21 protein-coding genes are annotated in these 19169 nt (G+C 65.2%); 8 read left to right on the top strand and 13 right to left on the bottom strand.

Annotation, left to right across the window (positions count from 1 at the left end):
• Window positions 1–37: 37 nt before the first annotated feature.
• Window positions 38–535: a hypothetical protein gene (locus tag EV137_RS16915; protein ID WP_134129942.1), complete on the bottom strand. Its 498-nt coding sequence runs from the start codon at window positions 533–535 to the stop codon at window positions 38–40.
• Between the two features lie 183 nt (window positions 536–718).
• On the opposite strand from EV137_RS16915, the gene EV137_RS16910 reads away from it, so the two are divergent.
• The 3 genes from EV137_RS16910 (at window position 719) to EV137_RS40580 (ending at window position 4339) form a co-directional block, all read left to right on the top strand.
• Window positions 719–2035 carry an NAD(P)-binding protein gene (locus EV137_RS16910; protein WP_134129941.1) on the top strand — a complete coding sequence of 439 codons (1317 nt, stop codon included), beginning with the start codon at window positions 719–721 and terminating at the stop codon, window positions 2033–2035.
• On the top strand, window positions 2032–2496 hold the full coding sequence (locus tag EV137_RS16905) for a DUF7768 domain-containing protein (protein WP_134129940.1): 465 nt from the start codon (window positions 2032–2034) through the stop codon (window positions 2494–2496). The genes EV137_RS16910 and EV137_RS16905 overlap by 4 nt, the downstream gene beginning before the upstream one ends.
• Window positions 2497–3565: 1069 nt before the next feature.
• A complete protein-coding gene (locus EV137_RS40580) occupies window positions 3566–4339 on the top strand; it encodes a 5'-methylthioadenosine/S-adenosylhomocysteine nucleosidase family protein (RefSeq protein ID WP_166679911.1) in 774 nt (257 codons plus the stop codon).
• A gap of 27 nt (window positions 4340–4366) precedes the next feature.
• Here EV137_RS40580 and EV137_RS16895 read toward each other — a convergent pair whose 3' ends face one another.
• The gene (locus EV137_RS16895) at window positions 4367–4849 is read right to left on the bottom strand and encodes a DUF4188 domain-containing protein (RefSeq protein ID WP_134129938.1); all 483 of its coding nucleotides are present in this window, start codon (window positions 4847–4849) and stop codon (window positions 4367–4369) included.
• Window positions 4850–5037: 188 nt separating this feature from the next.
• On the opposite strand from EV137_RS16895, the gene EV137_RS16890 reads away from it, so the two are divergent.
• Genes EV137_RS16890 through EV137_RS16880 form a run of 3 tightly spaced genes read left to right on the top strand, consistent with a single transcriptional unit; the run spans window position 5038 to window position 7399 of the window.
• Window positions 5038–5883, top strand: a complete 846-nt coding sequence (locus EV137_RS16890) for an SAM-dependent methyltransferase (protein WP_238175377.1) — start codon at window positions 5038–5040, stop codon at window positions 5881–5883.
• On the top strand, window positions 5880–6296 hold the full coding sequence (locus tag EV137_RS16885; RefSeq protein WP_134129937.1) for an acyl-CoA thioesterase: 417 nt from the start codon (window positions 5880–5882) through the stop codon (window positions 6294–6296). The genes EV137_RS16890 and EV137_RS16885 overlap by 4 nt, the downstream gene beginning before the upstream one ends.
• A complete protein-coding gene (locus EV137_RS16880; protein WP_134129936.1) occupies window positions 6293–7399 on the top strand; it encodes a zinc-dependent alcohol dehydrogenase family protein in 1107 nt (368 codons plus the stop codon). The genes EV137_RS16885 and EV137_RS16880 overlap by 4 nt, the downstream gene beginning before the upstream one ends.
• Here the strand turns inward: EV137_RS16880 and EV137_RS16875 are convergent.
• Entirely contained in the window at window positions 7381–7842 is a 462-nt protein-coding gene (locus EV137_RS16875; protein WP_133996392.1) for a YciI family protein, read from the bottom strand. The two genes, EV137_RS16880 and EV137_RS16875, sit on opposite strands and share 19 nt — an antisense overlap.
• Window positions 7843–7992: 150 nt before the next feature.
• Between EV137_RS16875 and EV137_RS16870 the strand changes: the two genes are divergently transcribed.
• Window positions 7993–9450 (top strand): pre-peptidase C-terminal domain-containing protein, encoded by a 1458-nt coding sequence (locus EV137_RS16870; protein WP_134129935.1) that lies wholly within the window; start codon window positions 7993–7995, stop codon window positions 9448–9450.
• A gap of 360 nt (window positions 9451–9810) precedes the next feature.
• Here EV137_RS16870 and EV137_RS16865 read toward each other — a convergent pair whose 3' ends face one another.
• Window positions 9811–10245, bottom strand: coding sequence for a nuclear transport factor 2 family protein (locus EV137_RS16865; RefSeq protein ID WP_134129934.1), 435 nt, complete (start codon window positions 10243–10245; stop codon window positions 9811–9813).
• A 95-nt stretch (window positions 10246–10340) separates the two neighbouring features.
• On the opposite strand from EV137_RS16865, the gene EV137_RS16860 reads away from it, so the two are divergent.
• A complete protein-coding gene (locus EV137_RS16860; protein WP_134129933.1) occupies window positions 10341–10838 on the top strand; it encodes a MarR family winged helix-turn-helix transcriptional regulator in 498 nt (165 codons plus the stop codon).
• Here the strand turns inward: EV137_RS16860 and EV137_RS16855 are convergent.
• The 9 genes from EV137_RS16855 to EV137_RS16815 form a co-directional block, all read right to left on the bottom strand.
• Complete coding sequence (locus tag EV137_RS16855; RefSeq protein ID WP_133996380.1) at window positions 10816–12003, bottom strand: M20 metallopeptidase family protein; 1188 nt, start codon at window positions 12001–12003, stop codon at window positions 10816–10818. The genes EV137_RS16860 and EV137_RS16855 overlap by 23 nt on opposite strands.
• A gap of 582 nt (window positions 12004–12585) precedes the next feature.
• The gene (locus tag EV137_RS16850; protein WP_134129932.1) at window positions 12586–13122 is read right to left on the bottom strand and encodes a dihydrofolate reductase family protein; all 537 of its coding nucleotides are present in this window, start codon (window positions 13120–13122) and stop codon (window positions 12586–12588) included.
• A gap of 279 nt (window positions 13123–13401) precedes the next feature.
• Complete coding sequence (locus tag EV137_RS16845) at window positions 13402–14088, bottom strand: helix-turn-helix domain-containing protein (protein WP_166679910.1); 687 nt, start codon at window positions 14086–14088, stop codon at window positions 13402–13404.
• Window positions 14089–14413: 325 nt separating this feature from the next.
• On the bottom strand, window positions 14414–15445 hold the full coding sequence (locus EV137_RS16840; RefSeq protein WP_134129930.1) for a hypothetical protein: 1032 nt from the start codon (window positions 15443–15445) through the stop codon (window positions 14414–14416).
• Entirely contained in the window at window positions 15442–15699 is a 258-nt protein-coding gene (locus tag EV137_RS16835) for a hypothetical protein (RefSeq protein ID WP_134129929.1), read from the bottom strand. The genes EV137_RS16840 and EV137_RS16835 overlap by 4 nt, the downstream gene beginning before the upstream one ends.
• A gap of 253 nt (window positions 15700–15952) precedes the next feature.
• A complete protein-coding gene (locus EV137_RS16830) occupies window positions 15953–16783 on the bottom strand; it encodes a DUF72 domain-containing protein (protein ID WP_134130823.1) in 831 nt (276 codons plus the stop codon).
• Window positions 16784–16785: 2 nt separating this feature from the next.
• Window positions 16786–17319: a GNAT family N-acetyltransferase gene (locus tag EV137_RS16825; protein ID WP_134129928.1), complete on the bottom strand. Its 534-nt coding sequence runs from the start codon at window positions 17317–17319 to the stop codon at window positions 16786–16788.
• 67 nt (window positions 17320–17386) lie between these two features.
• Window positions 17387–18466 carry an inositol-3-phosphate synthase gene (locus EV137_RS16820; protein ID WP_133783942.1) on the bottom strand — a complete coding sequence of 360 codons (1080 nt, stop codon included), beginning with the start codon at window positions 18464–18466 and terminating at the stop codon, window positions 17387–17389.
• Complete coding sequence (locus EV137_RS16815) at window positions 18463–19047, bottom strand: PadR family transcriptional regulator (RefSeq protein ID WP_130386421.1); 585 nt, start codon at window positions 19045–19047, stop codon at window positions 18463–18465. Before EV137_RS16815 ends, EV137_RS16820 begins: the two co-directional genes overlap by 4 nt.
• Window positions 19048–19169 lie beyond the last annotated feature (122 nt).

The raw sequence follows: 19169 nt of genomic DNA, 5'->3' as shown, positions 1-19169 counted from the left end.
GCGCCCGTGCGAAAACAGTCGAATGGAGATTTAGGATTCAGGACACCAAGGGAGGAAGTTTCGAACGCCACCTCCCAACCAGTGACGAAGAGTAGGTCAGCGCGAGTCCGGCCGTCAGGAGGGATCCGGACCCGATCAAAATCCACGAGAGAGGTCTGATTGGATCTGCATGAGAGGAGCTGAGGTACAAAGCCACGGAGACCGGTGTTGGGGCCACGAACGCGATTAGGAACACGACGATCTCCGCCGTGCGCCGTAGAGCGCTGGGAGTTAAACCTTTGGTGCTCGACTCCCATAATCCCAAGGATTCGGAAATCCCGGCATTCTGCTCTAGGTGTCGCGCAATTGCGGTGACTTTGTCGTCGTTGGATAGATACGCCCATCCAAGAATTGTCGTGATCCATGGAATCAGCAGCCACGCATGCTGACGCCCTTCGAGTTGAATCGCCAGCGACGCTGTCAGACCGATCGCGACGACATTCAGATTCAAGAAGCTGTCACGCTGCTTTATCCGCTCAAGCTGTTCGCTCTTCAAAGCGGAATACTCCGCACTGTTCAAGAGGGGGTTCCGAGGACGGCGAGGCCGGCTGGTGAATCGCATCGAAATCCAATCGGTTGGTCGATCGTGCTGCCAGTGGTTGTTGCTCCCATCGAACCCCTTTGAACCCTGTTGTAGAAGGCAGCGTCGCGTTACGGTCGGACCAGAGTTCGCACAGACGTGTCACTGACGTCGGACATGGTCTGCTCGATGGGGGGAATCGGGATGCAACAGGTGTCTGTGGAAACGGCGATCATAGGTGCTGGGCCAGCCGGTCTGGCCGCCGCTCAGGTGCTTCGAGGTGCAGACGTTCTGGTCCTCGAGGCAGGGCCGGTGGTCGGCGACAGGTCGCAGGAGGATCCAGCGACTTTGCTTGAAGGGGTGGGGGGTGCGGGCTTGTACTCGGACGGCAAGTTTTCCTTCTGGCCGTCCGCCACGGTTGTCTGGGAACTAGATCCGCGTCTACTTGATAAGGCTCGTCGATCACTCGACGGTCTACTTACTCGGCATGGCATCGACGTAGCCTCGATCGGCGACGCCACCGCTAGCATATTGCCGACGACGATCATGCATACTCGTTTTGACAAACACTATCCGTCGATTTACGTGCCGCTGGACGTCCGGGCCCGGATGATATCGGAACTATCCAGCGGCGTTGATATCCTGACCGCCTCGCGCGTCAGCCGCATCGCTGCTCGTTCGCCTGGATGGATGCTCCATGGTGAGACGCATGGTGATGGATTGAGAGTCATCTGCAAGAACCTCGTAATTGCCGCCGGTCGATATGGTTCCCTTCTCGTTCAGGACTGCTTGCCACAGAGGGCTCAAACACCAATCAGGGTTGAGGTGGGTGTCAGAATTGAGCAGCCTGCCGAGCATTTCTTCCTGAAGAACCATCCGAGACTTGATCCGAAGCTGATTTATCGAAGTAGCGATCGCTCGATTGAATGGCGAACGTTCTGTTGTTGTAGAAATGGCGCAGTTGTGACCGGGCGGTCGTATGGCATTGAGAGTGTCTCGGGTCATGCCGATGGGCCTCCAACCGCACATTCAAACGTTGGATTCAACGTCCGTATTCTGGATAGGCGGTCGATCGAGGCTGAATGGCCCCGCATGCGCGAGCGCTTGACTCGCACGCATGCGCCTGTGCAATCGAAGTTGGGATCGTTACTAGATGAACGTACCCGGTTACCGTCTGAAACCGCTATGCTCGCCGAAGTGCTAGGGCGAGCGATGTCGGCGCGCCTGTCCGCGGGACTTGCTGCACTGGTGCAAGACTTCCCAGAGGGGCGGCTCGAACAGGCATCCATCGCTGGACCGACCGTGGAGGGCGTGGGAATGTATCTTCGACACGATTCACGACTGAAGACTCCGCTGCCAGGACTCTGGGTGGCGGGCGATTCGGCAGGGGACTTTAGAGGTCTCACTGCAGCGTTGATCAGCGGATACGTTGTGGGTAATGCAGTGTTAAGGCCGTCAGATGGGGTAGACGAATGAGTGGCCCTGTTGTCTACACAGCACAGTCGAAGCAGTACTTCTATTGCCGAGATGCTATCTGTGAGTTTGTGTTTCAGAAGGGTGGAGTTCCGCTCAATCCATTCCGAGCTTTCGACTACTTTCTGTCCGACCGGGTTCCGCGGGACGCGGTACGTGATGCGAACCATGCCCTGCTCAGCCTGAGTGATGAAGTATGGGTGTTCGGTGAAACGCTTGCAGACGGCGTTCTGATTGAGATCGCACAGGCAGAACATGCCAAGATGCCTATACGATACTTCTCAGTTGACAATCGTGCTGATTGTATTCGGGAATTGGCGCCAAATCGTCTGGATTTCGAGCGCGAGGTCTATTCGACCAGTGGCATGGGCCGGCAGGAGATCCTGAAGTATCTCCTCAATGGATCGACGGAGTTCGTTGCCACGGCTCTGGGTCGCAGAGCCGAGGTGCCGGGCGCTGTATGAGAATGCCCTCTATCTGCATTTCCTGGATCGTGAGCTAGCCCAGGCTGCATCGTGGCGACCCGCCCGAACGGAGATCGTGCGCCTCCTGAGACTTCTGTCGCTACTCACTGATGCAGACTTCTACTGTGGTTTGTCCGCGCTATATGAGAATGACGCCGTTGATGGACCCGTGCTACGCGAGCTGGAGTTGCTGACCCGCACCGGCAACCTGGCAGCTTTCAGCCACGAGTTGGGTCGGGATGAGTTCTTAGAGTCTCGGCGCATTGCCTATGAGCATGATGCGGAACGATACCCGAACTACTTCTCAACACGCGATTCAGTCCCACTCTTTGCGCCGACAAGGTGGAAGCGTCTGGGAAGCACAGCACCCCTCCATCGGGAGCTCACGACTTGGGCAGACGAATTACCGAGAACGAACGGAAAGTGGCAGCCAGTCGCGCTAGGGCTTGCTGGTCCAGTCGGCGACGCTTTGCGGCGGCGGGAAGGGCAGGCCATTACCTTTTCGTATTTCCGTCCCGAATTGGGGGATTTAGCCCAGAAACCCTCCGTGGAGTATCGGGTTCGCCGGAAGATCAGTGAGGCGTTCACCAAGGATTATATGCAGGTCGGTAACGGTGATATAGTCACCGGAATCCCTGGTCTTCAGTTCTTTGATAACTTGTCTACTACGTTTCCGATATATGATGCACCCGTTTTGGGATATCTCTCGTACATCCTGGGTTGCTCGGATCTCATAGACTTGCAGGCGACACCGCTAGATGCATTCGAGCCACTGATTCTGAGTCGACGTGGAGTACATCTCAACTCTGCGGGAGCGGGCGTGCGTTGGCTGATCGATGGTCTGAGTCGATGGAGTGTGAGTTCTCGATCGCCGACTGGTGTCGTCGAGCCGACGCCCGGTCAGGGCGTCATGCGAGCACGATTACGTGCAATCTTGCAGTACGCGGCGCGAGCAACTGGAGTGATGCCTCTCGATGCCCCACCGCAACCGGAGGCCGTTGGAGCACATATAACTGACGGAGTTGCTCGGTTGGCGCGTGTGCTTGGCGACCGCCACCCGGACCTTCGGATGATCTACGAACAGACTCATTGGGGGCAGGCCGTGGAGCAGGTCGATGTGTTGCTCGTGACGGTAAATGACGCCGAGACCAGTGCGCTCACCGTTGCCCTTCAAGAAGTCGGTTTCAGGAGTCGAACCGTCTTCTACGCCAATAACACATACCAAATTTACACCGGCGTTGCTGGCTCCGTTGTGGCAGCCGTCAGATCAGGAATGAGCAGCCGTGGAATGAGCGGATCGACCCTGACGGTCCAGGAGGCTATCGATGATCTTCGGCCGGCATATGTGATCGGGGTAGGAGTTGCGTTCGGCATGAAGGAGTCGCAGCCTATCGGTCAGGTCCTCATTTCTCGCCAGTTGGCCGACTACGAGTTACAAAGAGTCGGCACGGTCGGAAGACGTCTTCAGGTAATCGAGCGAGGCTCGAGAGTCGATGCCCATCCGCGAATCCTTGGGCGATTCCTGGCAGCCTCGCTTGCGGAACACGGATTCGATGTCCAATTCGGACAGGTAGTTTCCGGAGATAAGCTCGTCGATAATCTGGATTTTCGCGAGGCGCTCGCTAAGCGCTTTCCGGAAGCAATTGGCGGTGAGATGGAAGGTGCCGGAATTCAGGCGGCAGCGGACCGAGAGGGAACGCAGTGGCTAGTCGTCAAGGCCGTTTGTGATTATGCGTTTGGTAAAAGCTCAGATAAGATCAAGCGGCAGGCGGTAGCTGCAGATTCCGCCGCTCGGGCGGTCGTGCATGTGATAAGTCAGGGTGGATTGCGAAAAGGGTTGTAGATCACGCAGCCGGCAATATTGCGTGCGTCAATCTTCTCTGTGATGGAGGCGATCGGCCGCGGTTTCGGTTCGCTTGTTCACCGGCTCGACGCTCTTCACCCAGCCGAGGCCGAGGAGGGGCATGTTGCCGTAGATGGTTTCGGTGTTGCCGGCCGGTACGACGTACGTCTCGTGCCAGATGCCGACCGCGCCGCTCTTGAACGAGTTGCGGAAGTACTCGACCCAGGCGGGTCGGTGTGTCCGACCGGTGTCGTTCGCGAAGGCCTGGAGTTTCTCCACCGACTCCCAGTACTGGATCAGCGTGACCCCACGCCACGTCGGCAGCGTCCGGAATTCGAGCAGCCCGCCCTCCTTGTCCTTCATCAACTCCCGCAGCATCGGCCCCATCGCGCGGAATACCGGCATCCACTCGCGCACCTTGATCAGCGAGTTGACCCGCATCCCGATCAGGAACACGACCACCTCCCCGTCGTACGCCGCCGTCTGCCGCCCCGCAATCACCTCGCCCATGCAAACAGTCCACCACGGCAGGACGGAGGGAGGAATTCAATCCTCTGTAAAGGCCGGTCGGAGGACGCGCCCGAGCTGATGGCATGGACGGTCAGGAGCGGTAGTGTCGTTCTGCCGGGTGTCACAGTCCGTTGTGGACCCGTTACGATGTCTCCTCAGTTCTGGGCCGCAGCGCGGATGGGAATTTCATGACTGAATCGCAGGATGCCGACGTCGACCCGCGGATGTACGAGCAGTTGAAGCTCGACCGGCCGCACGGCGCCCGGGTGTACGACTACTTCCTCGGCGGGAAGGACAACTTCGCGATCGACCGGCAGGCCGCCGAGCACCTGCTGCAGGCGTTCCCGGGCTTCCGCACCGCCGCCCTGTCGAACCGGATGTGGATGCACCGCGCGGCGAAGTACGCCGCCGAGCAGGGCATCACTCAGTTCCTCGACATCGGCACCGGCATCCCGACCAGCCCGAACCTGCACGAGATCGTCCAGGAGATCGTCCCGTCGGCCCACGTCGTGTACGCCGACAACGACCCGATCGTGCTGGCGCACTCCCGCGCGCTGCTGGTGAGCAAGCCGGAAGGCAGGACGGCGTACCTCGAGGCCGACGTCACCGACCCGCAGGCGATCCTGCAGTCCGACGAGGTCAAGGAGCTGATCGACTTCAGCAAGCCGGTCGCGCTCAGCATCGTCGGCGTCTTCCACTACCTGCCGGACCACCTGAAGCCGTACGACCTGGTCCGTCAGCTGGTCGAGCCGCTCGCGTCCGGATCGCTGCTGATCTTCTCGCACTGCACGCCCGACTTCGCGCCGGAGCTGTGGGAGCGGGCGATGGTGGTGTACCAGGCCGACGGTGGCGAGGCGCAGGTTCGCAGCAAGGAAGAAGTCACCCAGTTCTTCGAGGGCACCGAGCTGGTCGAGCCCGGCGTCGTGTCGCCGTTCCGCTGGTACCCCGACGAGGAGACCCAGCGTCTCGTCGACAAGGGCGAGTTCACCGACATCATGTGCAGTCTGTGGGTGGGTGTCGGCCGCAAGCCGTGATCCGCAGCGCGTATCCGCACCACCTGGCGATCACGCTGCGGTGGAAGGACAACGACGTGTACGGGCACGTCAACAACGTCGAGTACTACAGCTTCTTCGACACGGTGATCAACGACTTCCTGATCCGCGTCGGTGGGCTCGACATCCATCGCGGCGACGTGATCGGGTTGTGCGTGGACTCGCAGTGCACGTTCAAGCAACCGCTCGAGTTCCCGGGTGTCGTCGACGCCGGGTTGCGGTGCGGGCAGCTGGGCAACTCCAGCGTGCGCTACGAGATCGCCTTGTTCCGTGAGGGCTCGGACGAACCGGCCGCGACCGGCCGCTTCGTGCACGTCTTCGTCGGGCGGAAGGACCGCGTCCCGGTCCCGGTGCCGGACGAGATCCGCGCGGCACTCGAAGGGATCACGCGATGATCGTGCGCGGTGCCGTACTGCGGGAGATGGGCCTGCCGGCGCCGTACGCCGAGTCTCGGCCGCTGCAGGTGGAAGAGCTGGAGCTCGCGCCACCGGGTCCGGGGGAGTTGCTGGTCCGGATCCGCGCGGCCGGGTTGTGCCACTCGGACCTCTCGGTGATCGACGGGTCGCGGCCGCGCGTCATGCCGATGCTCCTCGGCCACGAGGCCACCGGCGAGGTCGTGCTGTCCGAGGCCCCGGGATTCGCGCCTGGCGACGTGGTGGTGTGCGCCTTCGTACCGTCCTGCGGCACCTGCGCCCCCTGCTCCGAGGGTCGCGCCGCGCTGTGTGAGCCTGGCGCCGCCGCGAACTCCGCCGGCACCCTGCTCAACGGCGCCCGCCGCCTGACCGGTCTGCATCACCATTTGGGCGTTTCCGGGTTTGCGGATCATGCCGTGATCTCCGCACATTCGGCCGTGAAGATCGATCCGTCGCTCCCACCAGAGATCGCGGCGCTCTTCGGTTGCGCCGTGATGACCGGCGTCGGCGCGGTCGTGAACACGGCACAGGTCAGGGCCGGACGCAGCGCGGTGGTCTTCGGCCTCGGCGGTGTCGGCCTGTCCGCGCTGCTCGGTGCCGTTCTCGTCGGAGCGCATCCGATCGTCGTCGTGGACGTCGTACCGTCGAAGCTCGCTCTCGCCCAGGAGTTGGGTGCCACCGCGGTTGTCGACGCGCGTTCCCCTGACGCGGTCGAACAGGTACGTGAAGCGACGGCCGGCGGCGCCGATTACGCGTTCGAGACGGTCGGGAGCGCGAAGGTGCTCGAGCAGGCGTACGCCGCCACGCGCCGCGGCGGGACCACGGTGACCGTCGGACTGCCGCATCCGTCGCAGGCGTTCAGCGTGCCCGCGGTCAGCCTGGTCGCGGAGGAGCGCACGGTGAAGGGCTCGTACCTCGGCTCGTCCGTGCCCTCCCGCGACATCCCGCGGTACGTCGCCCTGTACCGAGCCGGCCGCCTACCCGTCGACCGGCTGCTGACCGCGACGATCGGGCTCGACGACCTCAATCAGGCCTTCGACGACCTGGCCGCCGGCGCGTCGATCCGTCAGGTGTTGCTCTTCTGAAGGTTCTCGGCGGCCTTCTGGAACGTGTGTTCGTTGCGGTCCCGGGCCTCGTCCGTGTAGTTGTCACCGAAGAAGTCGGCGGTGGGGACCGGGCGGATCTCCAGCAGTCCGGAGTTCTGGGGGTCGCCGGAGCCGCGGGCGTCCGCCGCGATACAGCGCCAGCCCCACTCGGCCGCCTCCTCGCGGGACGCGACCTCGATCAGGCAGAACCCGGCGATCAGCTCCTTGGTCTCGGTGAACGGACCGTCGACCACCCGGCGCTTCCCGTCGTCCAGCTGCAGCCGGAAACCGTGCGAGCTCGGCAGTAGTCCGTCGCCTGCGAGCAGGACGCCCTTCTCCGCCATCTCGGCCATCACCAGGCCCATCGCGGTCAGGCCCTCCTCGCTCGGCGGCTGTCCGGCCTCGGACTCTTCGCTGGCCTTGAAAATCATCATGAAGCGCATCGGGACCCTCCCAAGTCGACGTTAATTCCCGAGACGAATCTATACAGCGATGCGTGCTTTCGGGCAGGCTACGCACAGTGCGTTCGCGTACACCGCTCGTGAATATGTCAAGTGAGGCACGCCGGAGTACCTGAGGAGTTCCCCGCCCCCATGCCAAACCGCCCCCGCCCCCAGTTCCGCCGGATCGCAGGCCTTGCCTGTACCGGCGCCGTCATCTTCGGAGCCCTGGCCGTTGTCGTCGGTAATCAGGCCGACGCCCAGCAGCCCGCTCCGCTCCCCATCGACCAACTGCTCGGCCAGGAACTGCAGGGCAAGGCCGCACTCGGCCGAGTCCAGTCCCGGCTCGCCGAGATCGCCGACCAGAACAAGTTGTCCACAGACCAGCTGCGGCAGATCCTGGCGACTGACCGCACCGCCTGGCTCGACCGCGGCGGCAAGCTGTTCTACCGCGAGCCGGTCGCCACCGCCGCCGAGCGGAAGTCCGGAGCCGCGGCGTCACCCCGCTGGGCCACGCAGGCGGTCGCCACCGCGACCGGTCCGGCCTTCGAGTTGCACAGCAAGCCCGGGTCGAACCGCGTCATCTACCTCGACTTCGACGGCCACACGATCACCGGTACGGCGTGGAACACCAACGGGAAGCCGTCCACCGTGAACGTCACGCCGTACGACACCGACGGGAACACCAGTAACTGGAGTACGGCGGAGCAGGACGTCGTACGCGATGTCTGGGCTCGCGTCGCGGAGGACTACGCGCCGTTCGACGTGGACGTGACGACGCAGCAGCCGACCGCGGATGCGATCACGCGGTCAGGTGCGTCTGACCAGCAGTACGGGACGCGTGTGCTGATCGACCCGACCACCTGGTACCAGTCCGGCTGCGGTTGCGGCGGGGTCGCGTACGTCGGGGTGTACGACAACACCAGCAACCACTCGTATTACCAGCCCGCGCTGGTCTTCACCAAGGGTGTGGGGACCGGTGCGAAGAACATCGCCGAAGCCGCGTCGCACGAGGCGGGCCACAACGTCGGCCTCTCGCACGACGGCACTGCGTCCGTCGGGTACTACGCGGGCCACGGGGCCTGGGCGCCGATCATGGGCGTCGGGTACTCGAAGGCGATCAGTCAGTGGAGCAAGGGCGAGTACACCGGGGCGAACAACAAGGAAGACGACTTCGCGGTGATCGGCCAGAACGGGCTGGCGCTGCGGGGCGACGACCACGGCAACGGCACCTCGGATGCGACCGCGTTGACGCTCGGGACGAGCGTGAAGGGTGTGTACGCCAACGACTCCGACGTCGACACCTTCCGGATCGACCTCGCGGCCGGCACCTTCAACTTCGCGGCCTCCGCCGCCGCGTCCGGCGCGGACCTGGACATCAAGCTCCAGTTGCTGAACTCGTCGGGTGGCGTCATCGCCACCGCGGACCCGGCCGCCGGGCAGTCCAACTCGGCCACCCCGACCGGGCTGAGCGCGAGCCTCAGCCGCCAGGTCGCGGCCGGCCGCTACTACCTCCGGATCGAGAACACCGGGTACGGCAGCCCACTGAACACCGGCTACTCGACGTACGGCAGCCGCGGCGCCTACACCGTCCGCGTGACCGCCGGCTGACATCTCTCTCGACCACCCCGGGGCCGCCGATCCCACCGAGACCGACGGCCCCGGGGTCTTTTGGTGCCGAGGTTGCCGCGCACAACGGCCTGCCGACGGACCAGTTGCGCCAGATCCCTGCCACCGACAAGACCGCGTAGCTCGATGCCAACAGCAAACTCTTCTCCCGCGAGCCGTGTGTTAGCGGCAGCATGCAGCCGGGTAGGTATTACCTGCGGATCGACAACGTGGGCTGCGGCGACCCGCTGAACACGGGCTACTCGACGTACGGCAGTCGCGGCGCCTACACCCTCGGAGTTTCGCCCTCCTGAACCCTGTGGCTGGTCGGCCTCTGGCGGACCGACCAGCCACAGGCCCGTTCTAGAGTTCGCGGTCGAGTGCCGCGGTCAGTGCGACCGGGCTGACCTCGAGCCGGTCGAAGCGCCAGCCGTTCTCGGTCCGGCGCGCGCCGTAGTGATGTACGGCGGCCGCGATCGCCTCCGTCTTGTCGTCGAGGACGTACACCGCGATGTCGTGCGCCCGCACGGTCGCGGTCTCGCCGCTGACCTCGATCACGAGATTCGACTTGTTGTGCAGCGTGCGGGCGTAGTCGTCGTGACGCGCCCGCACCATGTCGACGATCGCCTCGATGCCGACGGCCTGGCCACCGCGGGACTTGACGACAACGTCCTCGGTGAAGAGGCGGTCGCTCTCGTCGTACCGGTGCTCGTCGATCCACAGGCTGTGGCGCGAGACCAGGTCGGCCAGTTCGCTGCGGTCGGCGAGCTCGCGGATCAGTGTTTCGGTGGCGGTCATAGCTGGGCTCCTTGAATAGTTAGTTGGACTAACGTTGGCGATACCAATGAACATAGATCGTTAGTCCGACTAACGCAAGGCGTATGCTGGGCGCCATGGAGGAGGGCGACGAACTGCGTTTCGACCGTGGCGCGGAGACGCCGGAGCGCATCAAGGCGCAGCTGTCACGGCTGGTCGGGCTGACGGCGGCCCAGACCGCCCGCGCCTCCAGCGACGCTCTGCGGGCTGTCGGGGCGCACAAGGACCACTTCGTGGTGCTCGCCGCGCTCGCCGAGTTCGGTCCCGCGAGTCAGTCCGCGCTCGCCGGCCGGGCTCGCGTGTACAAGAGCGATCTCGTCGCAGTTCTGAACGAGCTCGCCGACGGCGGCTGGATCCGCCGTACGCCGGACCCCGCCGACAAACGGCGCAATGTCATCACGATCACGGACAGCGGCGTACGGCGGCTTGCCGAGCTGGATCAGGTGCTCGCCGGCGTGAACGCGCACATCACGGCGCCGCTGACCCGCGAGGAGCGTGACCAGTTGTTCGCACTCCTCAACCGAGTCAACACCCACCTGGCGGGCCCTCGTTTCAGGCCGGAATCAGGTGCCTAGCGGCCAACTGGGCCAGGGCGGCGGCCTGGTCGCCGAGGACTGCGTCGTCGAACCGGACGACGCTGGAATGATTCGAGGGCGCCTCCTCTTCCGAGACGTCGTCCGGCCGGGCGCCGACCATCACGAACGTGCCCGGCACCTCCCGCAGCACCATCGAGAAGTCCTCGGCGCCCATCAACGGGTTGTCCAGCTGCTGCACCCGCTCCGCGCCGAAAAGGTCGGTGAGGAGGTCCGCCGTCTCCGCCGTACGGCCGGCGTCGTTCACCGTCACCGGGTACTGCGGGTCGAGCCGCGCGTCGACCGTGCATCCGTGGGCCGCCGCGATCCGCTCCGCCAGGGCCGGTAGCTCGCGGGTCAGTTGCTCCAGCATCGCGTCCGACAGCGTCCGCACGGTCGCACCGAGCCGGGCCGTGTTCGGGATGACGTTGATCGCGACGCCCGCCTCGAGTTGCGTCACCGTGATCACCACCGGATCGAACACGTTCACCCGCCGCGTCGCGTAGGTCTGCAACGCGAGCACCAGCTCCGCGACCACCGGCACCGGGTCGATCGTCCGGTCCGGCGTCGACCCGTGGCCGCCCTTGCCGTGCACCGTGATGTGCAACTGGTTCGAACTGGCCATGATCGTGCCCGGACGGAGCTGGAACGTCCCCTTCGCCGCCTGCGACCAGACGTGCAACGCGTACGCCGCGATCGGCTTGTCGCCGGTGGCGTTCAGTAATCCCTCCCGCAGCATGTACCCGGCGCCGCCGAGGCCTTCCTCGCCCGGCTGGAACATGAAGATCACGTTCCCGCTCAGCTCGTCGCGATGCGCACTCAGCAACTGCGCCGCTCCGACCAGCCCGGTGGTGTGCAGGTCGTGGCCGCAGGCGTGCATGTTCCCGTTCTGGGACGCGTACGCGAGCCCGGTCTCCTCGACCACCGGCAACGCATCCATGTCGCCCCGCAGCAGCACTGTCGGCCCGGGCCGGCCGCCACGCAGGACGCCGACCACGGAAGTCAGCTCCTTGCCGGTGGTGATCTCCAACGGCAACCCGGCCAATGCGTCGAGCACCAGGGCCTGAGTCTTCGGCAGATCGAGGCCGACCTCGGGAACCTGGTGCAGCGCCCGCCGCAGCTCGATCAGCCCGGGCGCGATCGCGGTGGCTTCCTCGACGAGACTCATCAGTTCGCTCCTTCGAATGCCCATTGGCCGACGTTGGGTCAGAACCCGCAAGTCAGCCTGCCACAGCGCCTGCAACTGGCAAGCGATCCTCCGTGGGGCGTCGAAGAACTAACTGTCCGGAGCCGGAAACGCGCAGTGGGCGCGCACGCGGGTCGACTTCGCCCACGACCTCGTCGGCGGTGGTGTCTCACCGGAGAGAGCATCTACAAGGGCTTCGGCACCAAGGCCGCCTTGGCGAAGGCCGTCTTTCGACCTCGTGATCGCCGGTGAGGACGAGCCGATCCCGGTCGCCGAGCGCCCCGAGGTGCGGAATCACCCGACCGTCGGTGTTCTTCGCGGACGAGCCGACCGGCGCCCCGCGCTCAACGCGCCGACCCGGCGGCCACCAGCTGCGGTTGACGACCGGGGGCGTTCGAACAGCGGAGCCTGCCTTCCGGTCGCGCACGGCCGGAACGGGGCGGCCGGGGCGCCCTCCACCTTTCGCTCCGAGTTGGCCGGGTCGCACCAGGCCGGGTCGATGCCGCGGTCGATGCAGTACTCCCGGAGGCCGGCAAGTCGGCGCGATCGTCCTGATGTCGCCCGTTAGTGCTTCGGGGTGTAGGTCAGGATGACGACGCCGTTGCCGACATCCGTCACGCCGGCGAGGGCCAGTTGGGTTGGCGAGATTTCCGGGAGGAGGCGTTCTCCGGAGCCGGCGACGAAGGGATGGACCCAGAGCCGGAGTTCGTCGAGCAGGCCTGCGTCAACCAGGGCGCGGCTGAAGGTACCTGTGCCGTACTTCAGAAGCGTCCCCTCGCGGGACTTCTTGAGTTCGCCGACCGCCTCGACGGCGTCGCCGTGCAGAACCTCGGTGTTCCAGGTCGCCTCGGTCAGTGTGCTCGACGCCACGTACTTCGGGAGTGGGTTGATCAGGTCGGCGAGTTCGCCGGACCGCTCGGGCCACGACGCGGAGAAGACGTCGTAGGTCTGCCGACCGAGCAGCAACGCATCGGCGGACTTCAGCAACGTTGCGGCGTGCTGGTTGTGAGCGTCGCCCTGGAAACCTTGCTGAGCGCCCCAGAACGCATCGCCGGTCACCATGCCGTCCAGTGAGATGTACGTCGATTCGATGAGTCTCATGGCGACGCAAGCTACCGGCCCGCCCCAGCACCCGTCTTGTACCGAAGCGCAACCCCCACGTCGCAGGAGCCGACCACTACAGCGCAAGCCCGCGTCGCAGCCGACCACTACAGTGCGACCCCCCGCGCGTCGCCGGAGCCGACGACTACAGCACCTCCCGGTGTTGTGGGAGCCGACGGCTGCAGCACTTCCTGGTGTTGTGGGAGCCGAGGACTGCGGCAGCTCCTGGTGTTGTGGGAGCCGACCACCACAGCGTCCCACATTGTTGGCAGCCGCGCCTCACAGGCCCAGGATTACATTGCCTCGCGCCACCTCCGCGGGAGTGTGGCCGATGAACCGCCGGAGCGATCGGGTCAGGTGGGGCTGGTCGTAGTAGCCCGCCTCCAACGCCACTTCCGCGATCGTCCGGCCCGCGCGCAGCATCCGGACTGCGCGCCTGGCGCGTTCGATGAGTTCCAGCGTGCGAAGCGGTAGGCCGACCGCTCGCACGAACCGGCTCTGCGCCGTCCGCGCCGGCATCGTCCGTAGGCCGCCGTACCGCAGCTCTTCGATCATCGGGTCGACCTGCAGCAGTCCCTCCTTCCGGAGCCGATCGATGAACACGTCGAGGTTCTGCGGCGTCGGCATCTCCCACGCCCGGCCGTCCAGCAGGATGCGACCGTTCGGCAGCGTCGGCAGCACCGAGTCACGCAGGTTCGTCAACCGCCCCGGTGGGAACATCGGCAGATACGCGCCGACCCGGAAGTCGGCGCCGAAGTACTCCGAGTCCGCCGAGCACATCATGGTCGTTGCCTTCGTCGCCGGACCGCGGAGGTGTACGGCCCAGGTCCCTCTGATCCGCGCGAAGCCGATCCCTGCGGTCACCGATGCCAGCGAACTGAAGGCAGTCGGACTGTCGCACTCCGCCGACCAGATCTGTGTCAGCGGCCCCGCCGGTCCACAGACGATGCGACTGTCCAACCCCATGAATGCCAGTGAAACAGAATCCCCGAAACGCGTCACCCCGCTCACCGCGCCCGGCACCCCGGTCACCGCGCCCGGCACCGCGTCCGCGTGACAGCACCGGTTGGCGCCGCGTGCGCGTGACAGCACCGGTTGGCGCCGCGTGCGCGTGACAGCACCGGTTGGTGCCGCGTGCACTTGTGACCGCACTGGCAGGTGCCGCATGTGCTGTGCTGCGCCGGCTGGTGCCATGTGTGCTGTGGCCGCGCCGGCTGGTGCCGTGTGTGGTGTGGCTGTGCTGGGTGGTGTCGTGTGTGGTGTGACCGCGGTGGGTGGTGCCGTGTGCCGGCTATCCGTGTCTTTCCAGTGATTGCGCGGACTGTGGTGATCTGCGGGTGTGGGTGGGGTGGGGGTGGGTTCTGGATGCAGGGTGCGAAGTTGATGACAATGGGGATGAGGGTCGGGCGGGGCTTGGGGGAGTTACTCCGGAGAGGGCTGACTCGTGAGGGGACGGGATGCGGCGTGTAGGAGGTGGAAGGACGCAGGGGTTGGACTGGCTGTAGGTGGCTTCTGCGGTGTGGCTCTCGTGGTCGAGGTGGGAAAGGACTTGGTTGGCAGTGGCGAGGGAGTTGGTGGTGGCCAGGTCCGGGGGAGAGAGTTCGTAGGTTTCTAGGTGGGCGAGGCCGGAGCGGAGGATCGACTCCAGGCGCGATCGGGTATCGGCGCTGGGTGGCTCCAGGTCGGGAAGACGAGTCGAGTTGTAGACGGTGTCGACCAGGAGCGGGAACTGGCCGGCGGCGGTTTGGCGGTTGAGAAGGGACAGGGTTTCGCCGGGTGGGAAGCCGTTGCGGGTGTCCAGTTCGCTGGTGAGCTCGCGGATGGCGGGGACGAAGGCCGCGTAATAGCCATTGGAGCGGACGGAATCGATGCCTGGGGCAACCTTATCGATACCCAGTTGGTGGATGAAGTCGTCGAGATGGTCCTGGGCCCAGGCTTCGGTGACACCCTCTTCCAGTTGGCGGCTGCCGAGTTTCGTGAAGGCTTCGCGGGCTGCTTCCTGGGTGGCATCGGTCGGGCCGAGGAAGTGCGCGTGCTCGTGGAGCAAGGTGGCCAAGGATTCGCGGTAGGCGATGAGTGTCGGAGTCGGACGAGTCGCGCCCGCGTGTTCGTAGAGGTGTCGGAGTGGGTCGACGATCGACTCGCGGTCGAGATAGAGGGTGCCGTCCCAGTGGGCGAGGCCGAGCATGGCGCTGGAGGACTCGATGATGTGACCGTTCCACGCGGATTGCTCGGCGCCGGCGAGCGCGCGAGCTGTCTCTGCGCTCAGCGCGAACAGCTCGGTGATCGAGGTCGGGTGGGCGGCCAGCGCGGTCGTCGTCACGGGCGGAACGCGGTCGCGAGCCGGGTGAGGGAGTCGGCGGTGCGGCGAATTCGCACGCGATCGTTCGGATCCTCGGCCTGCGCCGCAAGCCGGCCGAGTTCGGTGATCAGCCAATCGGCGCGAGCCCGCCGCTCAGCGCGCGCCTGCGCGGCAGCTTGGGCCTGCGCCGCGGCTTGGGTCGGTGGCGTGGCCGGTCGCGGGTCGAGTGGTGGGTGCGGGGTTGCGTTGGTCGGCGTACCGGTCGAATGCTCCATGAGATGTCCTCCCGAGTCGTGAAGTCGGCGGAGAACATACGGAGATCACCCCCCAGATCTGCAGGCCACTTTGAAACTGTGGATAACCGGCACCCCCATCCGATGTGTGGGTAGTCATCAGCCCGCTCGGAGTCGCGCAGACGACGGGTTATCCCCTCGTGTTTGCAGAACGCCGGCGACGGGCGGGTCGGTGCGGCTGTCGCGTGGAACGCCTGCCTGCCGCAGTACGCCCGGGTCGCGGTTGGGCGGGAGGTTAGAAGAGTGTTGGTGGTTCGGGGTCGAGGGGGTCGGGGAGGGATGCGAGTGTGGGGACGGCCGCGGTGACGGTTGCGTGGAAGCGGCGGGCGAGGTTGAGGGCTTCGACGTTGTCCGGGGTGTGCAGGAAGATCGTCGGGGAGCGGCCTTCGGAGAGCCAGTTGATGACCAGTTCGACGAGGTACGTCCAGCCGGCGACGGTTTCGTCCACGGAGTCACGGCCGATGTAGCGGACGATCGGGTGGCCGGTCAGGGCGCGGGTGCGGCGGGCGACTCGTGGCTTCTTCATCCAGGCGTCGCGCTCGGCGAGGCTGGTCGGGCGGCGGGCGAAGAGTGTGCCGGTGTCGAACGGGATCCACTCCGCGTTCGCCCGCGCCAGCACGCGTTCCAGGTTGCCGGCAGCGCGGGGATCGTCGAAGAAGTCGCGGTGCCGGACTTCCACGGCGTACCGGTGTTCGCGGGGTGCCTGGTGGAGGAACGCGGCAAGCGCGCCGAGGTCGGTCGGCGCGAATGCGGCCGGGAGCTGGATCCAGACCGCGTGGTTGCGCGGGCCGAGCGGCTCGATCGCGGCGAGGAACGCGCGGAGTTCGGCGTCGACGTTGTTGAGCCGGCGCTCATGCGTGATGACCTGCGGCAACTTCACCACGAAGCGGAAGTCGGGCGGCGTCTGCGCGGCCCAGGAAGCCACCGTCGATGCGGACGGCGTCGCGTAGAAGGTCGTGTTGCTCTCGACCGCGTTGCACCACGAGGCGTACGAACGCAGCTTGTCCCGGGAAGGCTGCGGCCACGCGGCATGAGTCCACTGCGCGCAACCGACGTACAACTGCATGTTCACAGCGATCGAACGTACTGCCTGCAGACGTGCACGCGGGAGAACCGCGCACGCATCGACGCCTCAGCCGAGATCGGTGCATGCATGAAAGCAGTCACCAGCTTGCCTGGCGCCTCGAAGCCCTCGGCGTCGTCCTGCGAGGACTTGTAGACATGGAGATAACGGAAGTTCTCCGTGAACCCGGACCGCTGGTACCAGCCGTTGGCTGACGCATCCCCGCGCGTCCACGCGTCCAGTACGTCGACCTGAAGCCGAGGAAGAACCGCCCCGAGCAACTGCGTGGCCAGGCCGTGGCGTTGGTGATCGGGATGTACGGCGAGGACGTCGATGGTGGCGCGGTCCGTGAAGATCTCGACGTCCATCAGCCCGACCACCGTGTCGTCGTCGACGGCCACGAGTCGATGCGCCGGGTTGTCGAAGACCGGGCGGTGCGTCACGACGTCGTCGTAGTACTCGGTGCCGAAGAAGCTCAGCAGGCGGCAGTGCAGCCAGCTGGCGGCATCGGTGTCGCGGTACTCACGGATCTCGGTCATCCGGCGTCATGATGGCACGCCGCCCCGACACCAGGGACGAGTGTCGGGGCGGGTCTTGCTGCCTAGGTCAGCGCTCGACCTCGCCGCGGATGAACTTCTCCACCAGGTCGCGGCAGACGTCGTCGGCGTACTGCTCCGGCGGCGACTTCATGAAGTACGACGACGCGGACAGGATCGGGCCGCCGATGCCGCGGTCCTTCGCGATCTTCACGGCGCGGATGGCGTCGATGATGATGCCGGCCGAGTTCGGCGAGTCCCAGACCTCGAGCTTGTACTCCAGCGACAGCGGTACGTCGCCGAAGTTGCGGCCCTCGAGCCGGATGAACGCCCACTTGCGGTCGTCCAGCCAGGCCACGTAGTCCGACGGGCCGATGTGCACGTTGCGCGGGTCGATGTCGTTGACCAGCTGCGAGGTGACGGACTGGGTCTTGCTGATCTTCTTGGACTCCAGCCGGTCGCGCTCCAGCATGTTCTTGAAGTCCATGTTGCCGCCGACGTTCAGCTGGTACGTCCGGTCGACGGTGACGCCACGGTCCTCGAACAGCTTGGCCAGCACGCGGTGCGTGATGGTGGCACCGATCTGCGACTTGATGTCGTCGCCGACGATCGGTACGCCGGCCGCGGTGAACTTGTCGGCCCATTCCTTGGTGCCCGCGATGAAGACCGGCAGCGCGTTCACGAACGCGACCTTCGCGTCGATCGCGCACTGGGCGTAGAACTTCGCCGCCTGCTCGGAGCCGACCGGAAGGTAGCAGACCAGGACGTCGACCTGCGCGTCCTTCAACGCCTGAACGACATCGACCGGCGCCGCGTCGGACTCGGTGATCGTCTCGCGGTAGTACTTGCCGAGACCGTCGAGGGTGTGACCGCGCTGGACGGTGACACCGGTCGGCGGCACGTCGCAGATCTTGATCGTGTTGTTCTCGCTGGCGCCGATCGCGTCGGCGAGGTCCAGGCCGACCTTCTTGCCGTCGACGTCGAACGCGGCCACGAACTCCACGTCCCGGACGTGGTAGTCACCGAACACGACGTGCATCAGACCCGGGACGCGCTCCTCGGGCTTCGCGTCACGGTAGTAGTGCACGCCCTGGACGAGCGAGCTTGCGCAGTTGCCGACGCCGACGATCGCTACGCGAATCGAGGTCATCTGGAATCTCCTTGGGTAGGCGGGTAGTGCTGGTCAGGGGGCCGCTGTTGCCGCCGCTCGCCGTCGATCAGCTCGTTCAGCCAGCGGACCTCGCGCTCGGCCGACTCCAGGCCGTGCCGTTGCAGCTCGAGGGTGTAGGCGTCGACCCGCTCCGCCGTCCGGCTCATCGCCGCCCGGAAGTTGGCCAGCCGCTCCTCCATCCGAGCCCTGCGGCCCTCGAGGATGCGCAACCGGGTGGCCGGATCGGTCCGGCCGAAGAACGAGAAGCGGACGCCGAACGTGTCGTCCTCCCAGGCCGACGGGCCGGCTTCGTGCATCGCGTGCGCGAAGTAGTCCTTGCCGTCGGCGGTGATCGTGTACACGATCTTGGGCCTGCGACCCGACTCCGGCGTCCCGGGGTCGGCCGTGATCAGCCCGTTGCGGAGCATCGCCTTCAGACACGGGTACAGCGAACCGAACGACAGCACGCGTCCCCAGCCGAACTGGGCGTTGACGCGCTTGCGGAGCTCGTAACCGTGCATCGGCGCTTCGTGCAGCAGACCGAGTACGGCGAGCTCCAGGACCCCACTGCGGTTTCCCATGAGCCACCTCCCTCGGTCTAGTTTGTCATGACCTGATGTATCGGTTCGATACATCGTGCCGCCACTGTAAGCAGAGGTAGTGGCTGTGGACAACTCTTGACAAACCCTGCCTTTGTCACCCT

This window comes from Kribbella pratensis (assembly GCF_004366075.1).
Classification (GTDB): Bacteria; Actinomycetota; Actinomycetes; order Propionibacteriales; family Kribbellaceae; genus Kribbella; species Kribbella pratensis.
This window is presented reverse-complemented; position numbering and strand designations above follow the sequence as displayed.